Source organism: Acinetobacter sp. WCHA39, assembly GCF_002165385.1.
Taxonomy (GTDB): domain Bacteria; phylum Pseudomonadota; class Gammaproteobacteria; order Pseudomonadales; family Moraxellaceae; genus Acinetobacter.
Map to the genome: position 1 here is coordinate 26,290 of NZ_NHRP01000008.1, position 17,302 is coordinate 43,591.

Here is a 17,302-nt window from a genome sequence, read left to right on the forward strand (position 1 = left end):
TCAATAATCCCTCCTAATACGAAGAGGGATGGCTAACAATTCAATTTAGTCACGAAATGGGTTTGGGTGACCAGCGTGGACTTTTTCGATGATTTCACGTTCTTTTGCCGTAAATGTTTTGATAAACGTTGCAGCAGACTTCATCGGTTTCATTGCAGCAAAACCTTCTTGGATAAAATCGTACATAGGTTCAAATTGATATTTGGTTGCAATGCCTTTACACATTTTAAAAGCCGCATACATCATCGTAGAGCGCATATACTTATCTAATGTGAGACCGAGCTCGTCAAGTAATTGTAATTGTTCATAACGTACATCACCTTGATCGAGTTTGACTAAGGTCTGGCGCATGATTTCATCAGTGAGTGGTGTTTCCAAAGGATAATCTTTGAGTAGTTGTTCTGCGACTTGTTCATCGAGTTGAGTGGCAAGTACAGCAAGACTGACCGATTTTGTTCCTGTTTTAATTGCATTTTCAGGGAGTAAGCTTTCTGCTTTATGTGCATATTTCAACAGGCGTTCGATTTGCTGTGCAATTGCCTCAAAATCAGGACCGCCATACAAGCGATTAAGAAAATACTGTGCCATCAGTTGATTTTCAGGCAGAGCAAAAAATTCTTTATGGGTTTCTGCGATGCGTGCTTTCATCCACGCTTGTACTTCATGCAGACGTTGCTTAAGTGCTGAATTTTGGTGGTAATTCAGAGTTTGGTATTGTAATAAAAGATGATCAAATGCAGCGAGTTTTGACATATTCGAACTCAAATAAAATAAAACCAGAAAATCATAGGCTGCATCATAACGAAGAACCATGACAGCATAAACTCTAAATGTCTAACAATCGGTCACTATGTTGATACACGGATTGAGTTCTACAGAAACTGTACAAGGGTTTTGCATGCAGTGAAATAGATTTCATTATACTTATTCTTAATAATGAGCCATTTAGAGCCGAATATGAGTATACAACAACCAAAATTTGAATTACGTGATGAAGATGCATTGTCTTTAGATTTGATTGAAGCACAATATGCCTTAAAAGATAGCCAAGATAAAAAAAATGCAAAAAGTGTTCTGATTTTAGTAAGTGGCATTGAATTAGCAGGGAAAGGTGAGGCAGTTAAGCAATTACGTGAATGGTTAGATCCACGCTATTTAAGAGTTAAAGCAGATGCACCACGGTTATTAACGACCTATCAAACCTTTTGGCAGTCTTATACGCGTTTTATTCCTGCCGAAGGTCAGATCGTGGTGATGTTTGGGAATTGGTACAGTGACTTGCTTTCAACCGCCATGCATGTGTCAAAACCATTGGATGAAACATTGTTTGATGCTTATATCGAACAGATGCGTTCTTTTGAACATGATTTACAACATAATAATGTGCATGTGGTCAAAGTTTGGTTTGATTTATCGTGGAAGTCCTTACAAAAACGCTTAGACCAAATTGATGCTTCGGAACAGCATTGGCATAAATTACATGGTTTGGATTGGCGCAATAAAAAACAATACGATACTTTGCAGGAGTTAAGCCAAAGATTTACCGATGATTGGTTTGTGATTGACGGTGAAGATGAAGCTCTACGTGATCAATGTTTTGCTCAATACATATTACAAACATTGCAAGAGTTGCCTGACCATCAAACTAAAGTCACCGAAAAATGGCAACAAGCACAGATTCCCACAGCACTGTTAGAACCTTCAAAACAAAGCTTAGATAAAGATGACTACAAAGAAGAATTGAACAAATTAACCAAAAAAGTAGCTGATGCATTACGTTATGACGAACGAAAAGTGATTGTTGCTTTTGAAGGTATGGATGCCGCAGGTAAAGGGGGAGCAATAAAAAGAATTGTTAAAAAATTAGATCCACGTGAATATGAAATTCATAGTATTGCTGCACCTGAACGTTATGAATTACGCCGTCCTTATTTGTGGCGTTTTTGGAATAAGCTGAATGATGGCGGGAAAATTACCATCTTTGATCGTACATGGTATGGTCGTGTTTTGGTTGAGCGGATCGAAGGTTTTGCTTCAGTCGTTGAATGGCAACGTGCTTATAATGAAATTAATCGGTTTGAGGAAAACTTGGTTGATAGTCAAACCGTAATTGTAAAAATTTGGCTTGCAATCAGTAAAGATGAACAAGAAGTTCGATTTAAAGATCGTGAACAAACTCCACATAAGCGTTTCAAGATTACTGAAGAAGATTGGCGTAATCGTGATAAATGGGACGATTATTTAAAAGCCGCTGCAGACATGTTCGAACGAACCAACACAGATTATGCACCTTGGTATGTAATCGCTACGGATGATAAAAATACAGCACGGATCGAAGTTTTAAAGGCGATTTTAAAACAACTCAAGGCGGATTAAACCGCCTTGTCGTTATCAAATATTATGATTAAGCCACAATGGTACTACGACTTTTTTGTTGAATGCGTTTAGCAAGGTTATAGCAATCTTGAATATGTGCTTCGGTAATTTTACGCATCATAAAATAACCGAGGCTTGCAGCAACCAATTGTCCGCCTAAAGGAATAAACTTGGTCACTTGCTTGGTGGCAATTTTCGTGAAAAAACCATTAAAAGACTTTTTCATGGCTGTGCGCGCCACCACCAAACCTGAAAATTCAAAACCACGTTTACGTAGCTCATCCCAATGTACTTTTTTGGTTTCAGGATCATAGACACTGATATGTTCAGGTGCTAAACCAAAACGCGTATTAATATAAGGAATAATTTGAGTGAGCATGCCCAAATCAACGACCACATCAAAAAATGGGATGGGTACAATCGCTGCACCTGCAGACCAATATGCACGATTTTTGGTCAGTGCCAAACACTCTTCGCGAATTTGCTCCAAGTTTAAGTTTGGATCAATCGAATCAGGAATTTTTTCAATTTTCATAAAGTTATACCTAAAGTCTATCCCTCGATAGTATATTCAAGCGTATTGAGTGGTGAATTTCAAAACAATTTATTTATTTCCTTGTATGTTTAACGTGACATAGTTACATGAAGTTGTATAGTGATAAATATGTATGTTTTCGTGCAATACAATAAGCATTCCTGATGAGGTCATATTTGTAGATGGGTATTCATGTTATTCAAAGTCAAAGCCTTGAAGTGTTATTACAAGGTGTGATGGCATCAATCACCCAACCGAGTTCTTCTCCATTTCAGGTATTTAAAACTCAGCATTTTATTGTTCCCAGTCCTGCACAAGAACAATGGTTGACGCAGAAAATTGCCGAACAACAAGGCATGACTGCCAACTATCAATTTCATCAACGCATTCGTGGTTTTCAGTGGTATGCATACCAGCAAGTATTAGAAAATAAAGAACAAGTGCGTAAAGCCAATATTCCGCGTTTGATTTTAAAGTGGCGTATTCATCAAGCTTTACAGCCTTTTATTCAAGCCGAACATAATACTGTTGTGAATGAGCACCCTTTATATTCAATTGTGCAACGGATTTACGACAGCGCCGATCAACTGCAACAAGGCACTGAAAAACAACTAAAAAAACAAAGTATGCTGTATTGGGTGGCGGAGCAAGTTTCGCAGCTGTTTAGTAACTACATGATTTATCGCGGTCATTGTCAACGCGGCTGCCAAAGCAATTGTACCTGTGTGGGGAATTGGCTATCGACTTGGGGACAGAATAAAGCCTTAAATATCGAACAATTGATTGCTCAAACAGATCAACAAACTTCAGCCTTTAGCCTACAACAAACCGAACAATTAGAAGCTTGGCAGCGTTGGTTGTGGCAAAACTACTTTCATGATGATTTTGTTGAAATACAAAGCATTGATGCTGATTTTTGGCAACTTCTAGACGATCAGCAGACACGACCCCGAGCTTTGGCACAACTGCCAAGTCAGGTGATTGTATTTACGATTTTAGATTTACCACCGAGCCAACTGCAATTTTTACGTCGTTTGGGGCAATATCTAGATGTGGTAATTTTGCACTATAACCCATCACAAGAATATTGGGCTGACAGTGTCGATCCACTCTGGAAGAAGCGTTATGACTTGGGGGTGAAAGAGCGCTATATCGCCAAACATCCCAATGCCAGTGATGCAGATATTGCCGCATTCTTCGACAGTTTTAGTTTGGGGTTTAATGCCTTAAGTCGTGAATCACGACATCCCTTACTGACACGGTTAGGTAAGCAGGCACGTGACCACTTTTCACTGTTGTCACAACTGGCAACTGGAGATGAAGGTAAGTGGGTCGATGCTTTTGTGGAGCAGTTTCCTGAAACGCTACTGGGTAAAATTCAATCTGATATTTTCTATTTAGCTGAACCTCAGCCTCAGCAATATGAACTTGCGCCTGAGGACGAGTCAATTCAGATTCATGTTTGCCACTCAAGTGTGCGACAGTTGGAAGTCTTAAAAGAACAGTTGCTGTATTGGTTATCTCAAGCAGATACGACACCGCGTCGCCCAAGTGATGTGCTGGTTTTGACCCCGAATCTAGCCGAGCTTGAGCCTTTAATTCGCAGTGTCTTTCCTGCAGTTGCAAATGAACATGAAGTCTTTTTACCTGTTAAAATTGCTGGCGTTGCGCAATTAGATGCCTTAAACGCATGGCGTGCTGTACTTGGACGTTTGCAACTGACACAGGGTCGTTTTACGCAGGATGATTTTGCGGATTGGCTTAATCTTTACGCGACGCAGCAGTGTTATGGATTGGACTATACGCAGGTGCAACGCATTTTAGCCTTGCTCAATGATGCTGGCTTTAAACGTGGTTTAGATGAACAACACTTAAAGCAAAGTCTGAGTGACGAAGATCAAGACTACCGTTATAGTTTTAAATTTGCTTTGGACCGTTTGGCTTTAGGAATTGCTGTGCCTGCCCATGTGATGGTGCAGGATATGCTCAGTTATGCCTTGGTGCAGCCAAGTGATTTTGAACTGATTGGCATTCTGATTCAGATCTATCAAGATTTAGCAGCGCGTCGAGATTGGTTGGTGGCACATGAACAAGGCCAACGTTTGCCGGTCGAGTCTTGGCTACAGCGAATCAAGGCGGATGTACAGGAGTTTGAGCAAGCCGATGTGATTGCTTTAAAAGCAATCCGTGAAATTATTCAGAAGCAAGAACGTATGCTGACTTTGGCCAGCTATTATGAAGATACCGAAACCCAGTTACGTCAAATTTCCTTGCCTTTGCCTTATATTGTTGAGGAAATTCAACGCACTTTAGAAAGCCAGTCTGCGCAAGTTGAACCGACAGGACAAATCACCTTTAGTCAGATTGGACAAATTCGCCCGATTCCTTATCGGCTGATTGTACTGTTGAATTTGGATACGGGTAAATTTCCAAATCGGGACAGTCATATTCCGTTTGACTTGATGGATGCACTGCGTCAGCAATTGGGTGATCGCTCTCGTTTGGAAGATGATCAGGGGGCATTTTTGGATGCCATCTTATTGGCACAAGAGCAGGTTTGGCTGTTTTATAATGGCTTTGATCTCAATGATGGCGAAGTCAGAGAGCCATCCAGTGTGTTGCAGGGCTTCCGCGAGCATTTGGCTTTGATTGTAAAACCGACGAGCCGCGAAGATGGTCCTCCTTTATCCGAAGTGGATTTGGCTGGATTGGATGCTTTGCAGGTCCCCACACAGCTTTATCCACTGTATCATTTACATCGGTTACAGCCTTTTGATCCACTCGGCTTTGTTTCGAATCGGCCTGTGCGCTTTCAAGACCAATGGTTTAAGGTCGCTTCACAGATTCAGCAAGTCAAAGGTGAGCGACAAGCATGGGTCAATACTGCCTATCCTGTTGAACAAAATGAAATGATCATTTTGGAGAGTCAGCAATGGATTCAAGATATCAGTTTCCCTGCGCGGCTGTATTTAAAGACCTTAGGTGTGGAAAATTTAACCGCAAAAGAATTGGTCGATCAAGCTGAACCGTTATTACTCGATGGTCTCGGTAAATATGCTATTCGGTATTTTTTACAGCAGCAGGATGATCAGCTCTCTCCGAGTCTGTTGCAAGATCAATTGCCTGTTGGCAAAGTTCAGCACAGTGCTTGGCAGCAAAGTCGCTTAGAGCAGCAACGCTTGTTGGAGCGCTTGCAGCAATACGCCGCAGCGCCGACTGAAACCACGCAACGAGTTTGGCGGGTCTCGAAACAATTACAAATCGCCTGTGTTACCCCGAAACAACTGACTCAAGATTGGGTCAGTTTGGATGCTTCCAGTGCACGTGCCAAGCGTTTTGCCAAAGTCTGGCTGGAATATCTGCTTTGGCTGGCGCTAATCAAGAGTGACGCTGCTACAGAGAAGCGCCGAATCGTGGTGTTTAGTGATCAGACAGTGATTTGTGAAGGCCTAAGTTCACAACAGGCGCAGCATTATTTAAATGCGTGGTTACAGCTTTGGCACGATGCACAGCAGCAGCCTGTGGTCTTGCCTGCTGCCTTAGTGTTAAAGCCTTTGGAAAAAGGCAAGCAATATGAGTGGATTGAGCTGGATTCAACTCAGGTTTTAACTGAAGAGAGTCAAAAGCAAGTATTGAAGGACTGGAATGACACGGGGGATTTCTCGGGTTTTGATATGACTCAGAATGAAGCCTGTAAATTGCACCGCGATTGGCAGTTCATTTTGCAAGAGCAAGATGCAACCGCTTTATTACAGTATGCCTCTGATCATTATTCCTATGCGTTGTATCAACCGATTTTTGAATTTTTACGGGTGGAGTAAGACATGAACTCAAAGTATCCAGTGTCTTATCAGCCGATTGGAGATATTCAATTTGAAGGGCTGCATTTAATCGAAGCCTCTGCAGGAACAGGGAAAACCTATACGCTATCCAGTTTGATGGTGCGGATTTTCTTAGAGAAATATCTACCTAATCAGGTGATTGCCACCACCTTTACCCGTGCTGCAGCCGCAGAACTGAAAACGCGTATCCGTTTGCGTCTGGTCGAAATCCTTGAATTTTTAGAGCCTTTCCGTGATGTATTGGAACAAGATATTCAGACCAAGGCATTACAAGAGTCTGATCCCTTAAAACAACAGGTCTTACAAAACTTTGCGCCACGAATTGCCTATGCCTGTGAACGGCTCAAACTGGTCATCGATCAATTGGATGAATTATTTGTTGGAACCTTGGACAGTTTTAGCCAAAAGCTATTGCGTGAGTTTGCCTTTGAAAGTGGAAAAATTGAACGCGCAGAAATTACTGAGGATGCCAAAAGCTACACCCGTCAATTGATTCATGATGTGTTACGGGAATGGATTCAGACCCAACCACAGCAAGTGATTGATTTTTTATATATGAGTCAGCAACTAAAGAGCGTAGATCAGTATATTAAAGTGGTTGAAGAAAGTTTGAATTTTAGTTCAGCACATTTGAAACAAGTAGATTTGCCTGTGTTTAGCACGGTTGAGTTTGAATCATGCTTGCATCAGTTCGCAGCAAGTTCATCACAATATTTACAAGAGTTACAGGATTATTATCTACTCGATGGTGCATATTATAAATTTATTAATAAAAAGGCTTTTGCAAAAGATCGTTTTCATTTCATTTTTCAAACAGGCTTAGTTCGGCTGGCTCAGCAAATTCAAGAGCAGGGTATAGATATTTATTTTGATCAAAAGGCGTTCAAAGACGTCGATGTTTTATTTTTAGATTCCAAAGGACAAGCTCGAAGTAGTATTTTTAATAAATGTGATCAAAGCATTCAGGACTGTTTTTACCAGCATCCTTTGATTCAGTTATTAAAAGATATTTGGGAGATGAAACTTAAAATTCAAAATGATTTAGATCAATTCAATACCTATTTACAGTTTCATCTTTGTCAGCAAGTCAAAAAGCGTTTACCTCAAGTGTTGCAGCAAAAAGGCGAGACCACCTTTGCTCAGCAAATCAAAACCCTGTCTGAAGCTTTAAAAGGTGAGCAAGGACAATCTTTCGCGGTATTTGTACAGTCACGCTATCCATTGATTCTAGTGGATGAGTTTCAGGATACCAACCAAGATCAAGATGATATGTTGGCCAGTATCTGGCGCCATCCGCAACGTTATCAAAAGGGCTGTATGATTATGGTGGGTGACCGTAAGCAGGCGATTTATGGTTTCCGTGGTGGTGATATGCTGACCTTCCTGAATGCCTATCAGGATATTATGGCCAAACAGGGGCGTGAGTATAAGTTGGTGCATAACCACCGTTCGGTGAAAGAACTGGTTGAAGTGGTGGATGTGCTGTTTCAGCGGCAAATGGATTTTGGCGAGCAGGTGATCTATGACCCGATTCAGGCTGGTTCGCGTCCACATCCTGCCCTGATTGACAATCAACAGGCCAATCCCGCGCCGTTGCGCTGGTTGCAACTGCAAGAGGGCAATGAGCAAGCTACTCAAGTCGCATGGAAAATTCAAAGCTTATTGAATCAGGCACATTTGCAGCAGCTATGCCTGGATGGTGAGGTACGCAAAGCCATTTGTGAAGATGATATTGCGGTGCTTTCGCGTAGCCACCGACAACTGGACGAGGTGCAGTATGCACTGGAACACTTGGGAATCCGAGTGAATCGGCCCTCAAAGCGCAGTGTGTTTGATTCAAAGATTGCTCAGGATATAGGTGCTTTACTCACGGCCTTGCTGCATCCTTATGATGAAGCCAAGCTCAAACGGGCTTTACTTAGCCGTTTATTTGGCTTTGATCTGGCTCGACTGTTGGCCTTAGAACAAAGTGCAGAAGGCTTGAGCCATTATATTCAGCAATTCGATGACATCCGTGAAATGTGGCTGAATCAGGGATTTTTGGTGGCATGGCAACGTTGCCTAAACCAGTTTGGTATCTGGCAGCAACTGGTTGCAACGCAAAGCAAGGACAATGAACGTGCCGTGGTGAATCTACGCCACCTCACTGATCTTTTGAGTCAACACAGTGAACATGTACAAGGGATGCAAAACCTGTATCACTGGTATTTAAAGCAACTCAATTCTCCAAGTGATCGTGAATGGGAACTGGAACATAAGCTTTCCAGTGAAGCTGGGGTGCAGTTGATGACCATCCATCAGTCAAAAGGTCTGGAATTTAAAATCGTCTTTTTGCTTGGAGCAAATAAAGCAGCACCAGACTCAAAAAAAGAGGCTTTAAATTTCTCAACCACAGAAATCCAGCTGCCAGAAACAGGGCAAACACGAACACAACGTGTGGTGGCGATTGCGGATAAAAACTTTCTGCAACAGAATGAGCTGGATCAGCACCAGCAACGGGCGCAGGCTGAGCAGAACCGTTTGTGGTATGTGGCGTTGACCCGTGCCAGTCACCGTGTTTATGCGGTGTTTGAACCAGAAAAAGGCGATAAAAATAAATTTTCAGGTTTGGCTTTTTGGAAGAATCAGGGCGATCACTTTCAACATCCCTATAGTGCCGATGCTGAGCTGATCTTAGCGCGACCACAAGCCTTACAGATGCAACAAACTCAACAACAGCGCGTACTGTTGGCCCAAACACTACCGACACAACGTTTTTATGCACGGGGTAAAACCAGTTTTAGTTATCTGGCACAACATTTAAAGCACAAAGTGACTCGGGCTGATCGCTTGGCCAATATAAACACTGATTTTGAGCAAGCAGAAGATGAGCTGAATCTTACAGAATCGAAAAACACAGCCACAGCTCAGCCGATTGCTTGGATTAAACAACACTTTCCGAGAGGAACGCTGGCTGGAAATTTCCTGCATGAGATTTTTGAACAGATTAATTTTCAGCAACCCCACATGTGGGTAGAAGAAATTCGCCGTCGTTTTAAAAATACCTATCAAAGTTTATGGTCAGAGCTACTATTTCAATATCAACAGCATTTCCCTGAACAAGAAAATAGCGAGCAACAACTGTATCAATGGATTGCTGATTGGCTTGGTGAGGTATTACACACGCCACTCAATCAGGGTTTTCAGTTAAAGCAATTAGCTGCAGGACAATACTTGTCTGAATGTCCTTTCTATCTGGCTTTATCAGATCGAGTGTTGGCGATGCAGCGTGTACAGCAGCTGTTTGAGGAATATGGCATCGAAATGCCAGAGTTACTTGAGGCTAAATCTGCCCGTTACTTAAATGGCTCTATTGACTTGGTGTACTTCGATGGTCAGCGTTACCATATTGCCGATTATAAGAGTAATTATCTGGGAGCGGAGCAACTGGATTATCAGCAGCCTCAGATTGCAGAAAGTATGTCGTTGTCGAGTTATTGGTTGCAAGCAGCGTTATATCTTGTGGCACTACATCGTTATCTGTCGGTGAAATTGCAGGATTATGATATGCAGCAGCATTTAGGCGGCGCATCTTATCTGTATTTGCGCGGCATGAATGGGCAGGCGCAGCAAGGCTGTTACTATTGGAAACCTGAGGATGAGTTTATTTTACGCTTAGATGCGATTCTTGGATATTTCGCTGAGGATAAAGCTAGGAAAATGGTGTAGATAAAGTGCGTGATTTTAAATTAAACAAAAGCTTAGCTTGTGAATAACTCTGTTTATAACCTTGTGGACAAGCGTGTGGGTAAGTTTGAGGATAACTCTGTGGATAAACAAGTTGATGATCAGTCAGCACAAATGACATGGTTAAATATGTGGAGTAACTACCTCTCACAAGCACCATTTTCTCAATCTACTCAAACCGTTAACGCTGCACAGGTACTACAACAACTGGTTGAAGCCAGCCTACAAGGTGACAGTTGTATTGAGGTTGAGCCAAGCCAGATTGCGGCATTGGCGGATTTGGCTGTTTCCAGCGAAATCGCAACTACGCAGGTTGCCCCTTGTGTCTATGATCAGCAGGGCTTGGCATTATACCGATATTGGCACCTAGAGCAACGCCTCGCACAGCAGATTTGTCGATTAAAGCGACAAACGATTCAGGCTGTTGATGCCGAACAGTATCAAAACTTACTCAGTGATGAACATCAGCAGGCTGCACTGAAAATGGTTTTGCAACAAGGCCTGAGCATTATTACCGGTGGACCGGGGACAGGGAAAACCTATACTTTGGCGCGTATTATTGCAGCCCTCAACCAGACCATTCCCGATATTCGTATTGCCATGGCAGCGCCTACAGGAAAGGCTGCACAACGTATGCAGGAAGCATTACAGAACTCATTGAATGATCCAAAATTATTGGAATCAGGACTCATCACCGATGAGTTGCGTAATCAAACCACGCAAACCTTGCACCGTTTACTGGGTATTGGCAATCGACAAATACCACGATTTCATCCCAAACAGCCTCTGCCCTATGATGTGATTGTGGTGGATGAAGCCTCAATGCTGGATTTGAATTTGGCAACCCTGTTATTCGAGGCAGTCCCAGAACAATGTCGACTTATTTTGCTGGGTGATGCCAATCAGTTGGCTTCGGTTGAGGTCGGCTCGGTTTTGGCTGATTTACAGCAAGTACAGGCATTGACTGAAAATCGAGTTCAGCTACAGACTAGCCGTCGTTTCTCTGGTGAAGCCAAGATTGGTCAATTCGCACGATTTATTCAGGCCCAGCAAGGTCTCAGCAGCTCTGATTTAGTTTTATCAAAACTAGAGACGGAAATTGTTCAGGCTGCACCTTTGCAAACGATTTCTTTAAATAAAGATATGCCTGATCTGATCCAGTTGGAATATCTACCCGAGCAGCAGGATGTGGAGATTGAACCTTATCAACAGAAGCTAATGGCTGGATTTCAAGCTTATATTGAAGCTTTGAAACATTATATACAGGCAGATGAACCTGTCGAACAGATTCAGAACGTGATTCAAGCCTTTGATGATTATCGAATCTTAACGGCAGTTCGACATGGCCCGTTGGGAATCGAGCAACTGAATCGTTATGCCGGGCATTGGCTCAATCAGCAATTGAAACAAATCGCTGTTGGAGACTGGTATATCGGACGTCCTGTAATGATGACCTATAATGACTATCAGCTTAGGATTTCTAATGGTGATATTGGCATTTGTTTTAAACACCGTACTCAAGCGCAGCAATTTGAAGTACTTTTCCCGAGCTTAAATAAATGGATTGCAGCGCACCGACTGCCACGCAGTATGCAAACTGCTTTTGCTTTAACCATTCATAAATCACAAGGTTCGGAATTTACCCATACCGCGATTGTTTTGGATGCACATGCCGAGAAACTATTGAGTCAGGAATTGATCTATACCGCAGTCACTCGCGCTAAAAAAGTAGTGAGTATTCTGGCTGATCGGAAGGCATTACAACAGTCATTGATGATTAGAACCGTTCGTCGAAGTGGTTTAGTGCAAAAGATCAATTTAGAGGGATTGTGAAATTATTCTTTAAAATTCACTGTTTTGTAAGTAAAAGCTTACAAAGATTCGAGATATTGTCGCTAGAGTGAAATAAATGTTTTTGAGATCATGTACACACAAAGAGCCTAGCACGGAAAGCTAGGTAAATCGCAAAAATATAATAATTAAGTCAATGAGACAGCGAACTTACAGTGAGGTAAGTGATAAAAGAGGAAACTTACAGCCGCTAAGCCTTGTAGTTTTGGGAGAGACTACAAGGCTTTTTTATTTTTAATCTTACTAATGTCATGATAGTTATTGTATTTATTTTAATCAAAATGATTTTAATGAAGAATCTCTACCTCTAACTGTGTGAAGCAAACATTAATTTTTCTATAAAAATTTTTAACCAAAAGTTTAAATTAATAACATGATTGTTTGACAATTTTTATGTATTATTAAGTTAAATGTTATACAGCCCCGTACGTTTTTGCTTACATAGAGATAAGAAAAATACTATTTTTCTCCACAATTGGTTCTGACAGAATAATCGGTATAAAGAAGATACACACTGAAAGCAAAACATAAGAAGTGATGTGTAAAATACGTTCAGAGGGGCTGAAAGTAGCTTAATAAGAAACATAAAGAATAATAATAGAAAAATGAAAAGAACCTTGAATAACGCGCAAAAGCCCAAGTCTGACTTGGGCTCTTTTTTTTGCTGCGATCAAATTGAATTAGACGATGTCTGCCTCGTGTCGATCTGTTGCGAATAATGAACGACGTTGATTCTTTGGAATCTTCGAGCAGTTTGTTGAGATTTGATATAATGTTTTGGCAAGAGCAGGGAGGTGTGTCCCAACGACAGATTTTCCTGTGGTAAGCAACGATACACTAATATCACGCTCTGGATCTGCCCAACATAAAATATTAGAAAAACCAATGTGCCCAAAAGCCTGGCCAGTCATTGGACCAAATAAACCGACTGGATTACTACCAAGCATTGGACCTAACGCATAACGCATTGGGGCGAGTAGAGTACGGTCTATGCTTGTTCCTGATGTTGGTAGGGTTGAGCGAAATACAGTTTTTGCGCTCATGATCTCTTTACCCTGATACTCACCACCGCTGAGTAACATTTCAAAAAAACGACCGATTTGTTCAGCGCTGGTATAAATGTTTCCAGCAGGACAAATGGTATCCATGAAACGAGTATCGTTGGTTACATCCACTGCAAGTTGTAAACCGCCACCAAGTACATGATTAAGATAATGGTCTGTACCTAAGCTTGGGTGAATTCCTGTGGCATAGTTTAGTGCAACATTATCTCGATATTGTGGTTTCAAACCATAGTTGAAATAATCCATCCCCATTGGTTTTTCAATATTTTCAGCTAAAAACTCACGTACGCTTTGTCCAGTTACACGCTGAACGATTTCACCTAGGATATAACCCGCGGTAACAGCGTGATAAGCAAGGTGTGTCCCTGATGGCGAAACAGGTTTAGCTGCGCAAAGTACTTTTAAGATTTCTTCTTGGTTAAATAAAAGTTCTGGTGTGACTTCTGTATCAATACGTGGAATCCCGCCACGGTGAGAAAGCAAATGGAAAATAGTCGCACGACGTTTACCATTGACCCCATATTCAGGAATATAGTAGCTAATCGGATCGAGCAGATTTAAAACACCGCGCTCATCCAACATATGGATCAGCATTGCTGTAATCATTTTTGATGCAGAGAATAAACATACAGGCGTATCAGGCGTACCAATTTTTGCATCCGCGGCTAAGCCATCTGGGGAGTTACCCTGTGCATAACCAATACTGCGGTTCAGTAAAATTTGTCCTTGACGTCGCAAACATAATGTAACGAGTGGATAGTTTCCTGTTTTATACAGGCATTCAACGCTATTCCAGATCTTTTGAATCTGCTTTTCAGTCATTCCACCCAATTCAGCCGCAACTTCATCTTTTGAGCGAATCACTTGATTTAAGTCATTTGGTACGTAACAAGTATTGGTTGATAAAATTTTCACGATTCCCTCGCAATATTTTCGTTTTCTTTCGTCTCTGTCATAAATTGAAAACAGATATCCGATAGTGTGCCTATTTTGTTCAATGCTGTCAGCTGCCGAAATGCCAGCAAAGTTAAAACATTTTTGCAATATGGTGATAGATCACTTAAAATAGGCGACTTGCTGTAGTGATGCACGGCAGTCAGTTGCTTGCAACTGATCATTATCATTTTATTTTTTAAGCATCTCGGAGAAATCGAATGGCTTTAACTAACGCAGATCGCGCAGAGATCATTGCTAAATTTGCTCGTGCAGAAAACGACACTGGTTCACCTGAAGTACAAGTTGCTTTATTGACTGCTCAAATCAATGATTTGCAAGGTCACTTTAAAGAACACAAACATGACCACCACAGCCGTCGTGGTTTGATTCGTATGGTTAACCAACGTCGTAAATTACTTGATTATTTAAATGGTAAAGATCACGGTCGTTATGTTGCTTTGATCAGCGCATTAGGTTTACGTCGTTAATTCGATTTGGCTTTATTTTCGGTATTTCGCATGTTGCAATGCTTTAACGCTGAAAACAAAGTTTCGCCTGATTTAAGTTAGGCGATTTTTAGAAGGGGCGCATGTTCGCTCCTTCTTTGTGTTTAAATTTATTTAAAAATTTTGATCTGGTGCGATGGCTTCTAAGCTTTGTCATTTATCTACACATGAGTTGTGGTCTGAATGCCAAACCTTAGGGGTCTCACTAGAATAACTTTTTAAAAGAAACCAGGAAAATATAATACATGTCAATGTTTAATATCGTTCGTAAAGAATTCCAATTTGGTCAGCATCAAGTTGTTTTAGAAACGGGTCGTGTTGCACGTCAAGCAAATACAGTTTTAATCACCATGGGTGGTGTCACTGTGCTTGTTGCGGTTGTGGCTCAGCCTAAAGCAAAAGCGGGTCAAGACTTTTTCCCGTTAACTGTTAACTATCAAGAAAAACAATATGCGGCGGGTCGTATCCCTGGTGGTTATGGCAAGCGCGAAGGTCGTGCGTCTGAAGCTGAAACTTTAATTTCTCGTTTGATTGACCGTCCAATTCGTCCGTTGTTCCCAGAAGGTTACTTCAACGAAATTCAAGTCACAGCAACAGTTGTGTCTTCTGATAAAACCATGGATGCTGACATTGCTGCAATGTTGGGTACATCTGCTGCCTTGTCGATTGCTGGCACACCTTTCCGTGGTCCAATCGGTGGTGCGCGTGTTGGTTTAATCAATGGTGAATATGTTCTTAACCCAACATTAGAACAACTTGAACAGTCTGATCTTGACCTTGTGGTTGCGGGGACAGAATCAGCAGTGCTTATGGTTGAATCTGAAGCAAAAGAACTTTCGGAAGACCAAATGTTAGGCGCAGTACTTTTCGGTCATGACGAAATGCAAATTGCTGTACAAGCAATCAAAGAATTTGCTGCAGCTGTTGGTGCGAAAGAATCAGAGTGGGTTGCTCCAACACACAACGAAGAATTACGTGCGAAATTAAAAGAAGCATTTGAAGCAAAAATTTCAGAAGCGTATACCATTGCGGTAAAACAAGAACGTTATGCAGCTTTAGATGCACTTTATGCAGAAGCAAAAGCGCAATTCGTTCCTGAAGAAGATGTTGATGGCATCGCTGATGAAGTTGATTTCTTATTCGAAGATCTTAAATACCGTACTGTACGTGACAACATCTTGTCTGGTAAGCCACGTATCGATGGTCGTGACACCAAAACCGTTCGTGGTATCGACGTTCAAGTAGGTGTATTAGATCGTGCTCATGGTTCAGCATTGTTTACACGTGGTGAAACACAAGCACTTGTAACTGCAACTTTAGGTAATACACGTGATGCATTGATGGTTGATACCTTAGCGGGTACGAAAACTGACAACTTCATGTTGCATTATAACTTCCCAGCTTACTCTGTAGGTGAAACGGGTCGTGAATCAGGTCCTAAGCGTCGCGAAATTGGTCACGGTCGTTTAGCTCGTCGTGGTGTACAAGCGGTTCTTCCAGCTGTTGATCGTTTCCCTTACGTACTTCGTATCGTATCTGATATTACTGAATCAAATGGTTCATCTTCTATGGCGTCTGTTTGTGGTGCATCTCTTGCACTTATGGATGCAGGTGTTCCACTTAAAGCGCCAGTTGCTGGTATTGCAATGGGCTTAGTGAAAGAAGGTGAGCGTTTCGCAGTTCTTTCTGACATCTTAGGTGATGAAGATCATCTTGGTGATATGGACTTTAAAGTAGCAGGTTCAGCAAACGGTATTACTGCGCTTCAAATGGACATTAAGATTGAAGGGATCACTGAAGAAATTATGGAAGTTGCGTTAAACCAAGCATTTGCTGGTCGTATGCACATCCTGAATGAAATGAACAAAGTGATTTCACGTGCTCGTCCTGAAATTTCAATGCATGCTCCTACTTTTGAAGTGATCAGCATTAACCCAGACAAGATTCGTGATGTCATTGGTAAAGGTGGCGCAACGATTCGTGCCATTACAGAAGAGACTAAAGCTGCGATTGATATCGAAGACAATGGTACAGTTCGTGTATTTGGTGAAACTAAAGCTGCTGCTCGTGCTGCGATTGCAAAAATCCAAGCACTTACTGCTGAAGTTGAACCAGGTAAGATCTATGACGGTAAAGTAATCCGTATCGTTGAGTTTGGTGCGTTTGTAAACATCATGCCAGGTACTGATGGTTTACTTCACATTTCGCAAATCTCAAATGAGCGTATTGCAAACGTGACTGATGTATTGAAAGAAGGTCAAGATGTGAAAGTACAGGTTGCGGATGTTGATAACCGTGGTCGTATCAAGTTGACAATGAAAGATATTGAGCAAGCTCAATAATAGCAATACTTTTGATTAAAAAAAGCGCATTGTTTTTACAATGCGCTTTTTTATTAACTAGATGAAAACTATAAATATAAATTGGCGAAACAATAAACATAAAATTATTTTATATTAGACATTA

The 17,302-nt window shown here is 41.5% G+C and carries 9 protein-coding genes; 6 read left to right on the plus strand and 3 right to left on the minus strand.

Features of this window, described 5'->3' with window-relative positions; all coding sequences use genetic code 11:
• Positions 1-45: 45 nt before the first annotated feature.
• Positions 46-753, minus strand: a complete 708-nt coding sequence (locus CDG56_RS05720) for an FFLEELY motif protein (protein WP_205666491.1) — start codon at positions 751-753, stop codon at positions 46-48.
• Positions 754-957: 204 nt separating this feature from the next.
• Here CDG56_RS05720 and CDG56_RS05725 point away from each other — a divergent pair, with 204 nt between their 5' ends.
• On the plus strand, positions 958-2,376 hold the full coding sequence (locus tag CDG56_RS05725) for a phosphate--AMP phosphotransferase (RefSeq protein ID WP_087536911.1): 1,419 nt from the start codon (positions 958-960) through the stop codon (positions 2,374-2,376).
• Between the two features lie 28 nt (positions 2,377-2,404).
• On the opposite strand, the gene CDG56_RS05730 is transcribed toward CDG56_RS05725, so the two are convergent.
• Positions 2,405-2,911, minus strand: a complete 507-nt coding sequence (locus tag CDG56_RS05730) for a hypothetical protein (protein WP_005162854.1) — start codon at positions 2,909-2,911, stop codon at positions 2,405-2,407.
• 182 nt (positions 2,912-3,093) lie between these two features.
• Between CDG56_RS05730 and CDG56_RS05735 the strand changes: the two genes are divergently transcribed.
• The 3 genes from CDG56_RS05735 (at position 3,094) to recD (ending at position 12,312) form a co-directional block, all read left to right on the plus strand.
• Entirely contained in the window at positions 3,094-6,732 is a 3,639-nt protein-coding gene (locus tag CDG56_RS05735) for an exodeoxyribonuclease V subunit gamma (protein ID WP_087547211.1), read from the plus strand.
• A 3-nt stretch (positions 6,733-6,735) separates the two neighbouring features.
• A complete protein-coding gene (locus CDG56_RS05740) occupies positions 6,736-10,461 on the plus strand; it encodes a UvrD-helicase domain-containing protein (protein ID WP_087547212.1) in 3,726 nt (1,241 codons plus the stop codon).
• 99 nt (positions 10,462-10,560) lie between these two features.
• A complete protein-coding gene (gene recD, locus CDG56_RS05745) occupies positions 10,561-12,312 on the plus strand; it encodes an exodeoxyribonuclease V subunit alpha (RefSeq protein WP_205666492.1) in 1,752 nt (583 codons plus the stop codon).
• A 698-nt stretch (positions 12,313-13,010) separates the two neighbouring features.
• Here the strand turns inward: recD and CDG56_RS05750 are convergent.
• A complete protein-coding gene (locus CDG56_RS05750) occupies positions 13,011-14,309 on the minus strand; it encodes a serine hydrolase domain-containing protein (protein ID WP_087547214.1) in 1,299 nt (432 codons plus the stop codon).
• A 239-nt stretch (positions 14,310-14,548) separates the two neighbouring features.
• On the opposite strand from CDG56_RS05750, the gene rpsO reads away from it, so the two are divergent.
• Positions 14,549-14,818 carry a 30S ribosomal protein S15 gene (gene rpsO / locus CDG56_RS05755; RefSeq protein ID WP_087547215.1) on the plus strand — a complete coding sequence of 90 codons (270 nt, stop codon included), beginning with the start codon at positions 14,549-14,551 and terminating at the stop codon, positions 14,816-14,818.
• Between the two features lie 269 nt (positions 14,819-15,087).
• Complete coding sequence (gene pnp, locus CDG56_RS05760; protein ID WP_171295109.1) at positions 15,088-17,178, plus strand: polyribonucleotide nucleotidyltransferase; 2,091 nt, start codon at positions 15,088-15,090, stop codon at positions 17,176-17,178.
• Positions 17,179-17,302 lie beyond the last annotated feature (124 nt).

What these genes read in the sequence shown, in the direction of transcription:
- pnp (WP_171295109.1), top strand. Translation starts at nt 15,088, where the DNA reads ATGTTTAATATCGTTCGTAAAGAATTCCAATTTGGTCAGCATCAAGTT.
- CDG56_RS05735 (WP_087547211.1), top strand. Translation starts at nt 3,094, where the DNA reads ATGGGTATTCATGTTATTCAAAGTCAAAGCCTTGAAGTGTTATTACAA.
- rpsO (WP_087547215.1), top strand. Translation starts at nt 14,549, where the DNA reads ATGGCTTTAACTAACGCAGATCGCGCAGAGATCATTGCTAAATTTGCT.
- CDG56_RS05725 (WP_087536911.1), top strand. Translation starts at nt 958, where the DNA reads ATGAGTATACAACAACCAAAATTTGAATTACGTGATGAAGATGCATTG.
- CDG56_RS05720 (WP_205666491.1), bottom strand. Translation starts at nt 753, where the DNA reads ATGTCAAAACTCGCTGCATTTGATCATCTTTTATTACAATACCAAACT.
- CDG56_RS05740 (WP_087547212.1), top strand. Translation starts at nt 6,736, where the DNA reads ATGAACTCAAAGTATCCAGTGTCTTATCAGCCGATTGGAGATATTCAA.
- CDG56_RS05730 (WP_005162854.1), bottom strand. Translation starts at nt 2,911, where the DNA reads ATGAAAATTGAAAAAATTCCTGATTCGATTGATCCAAACTTAAACTTG.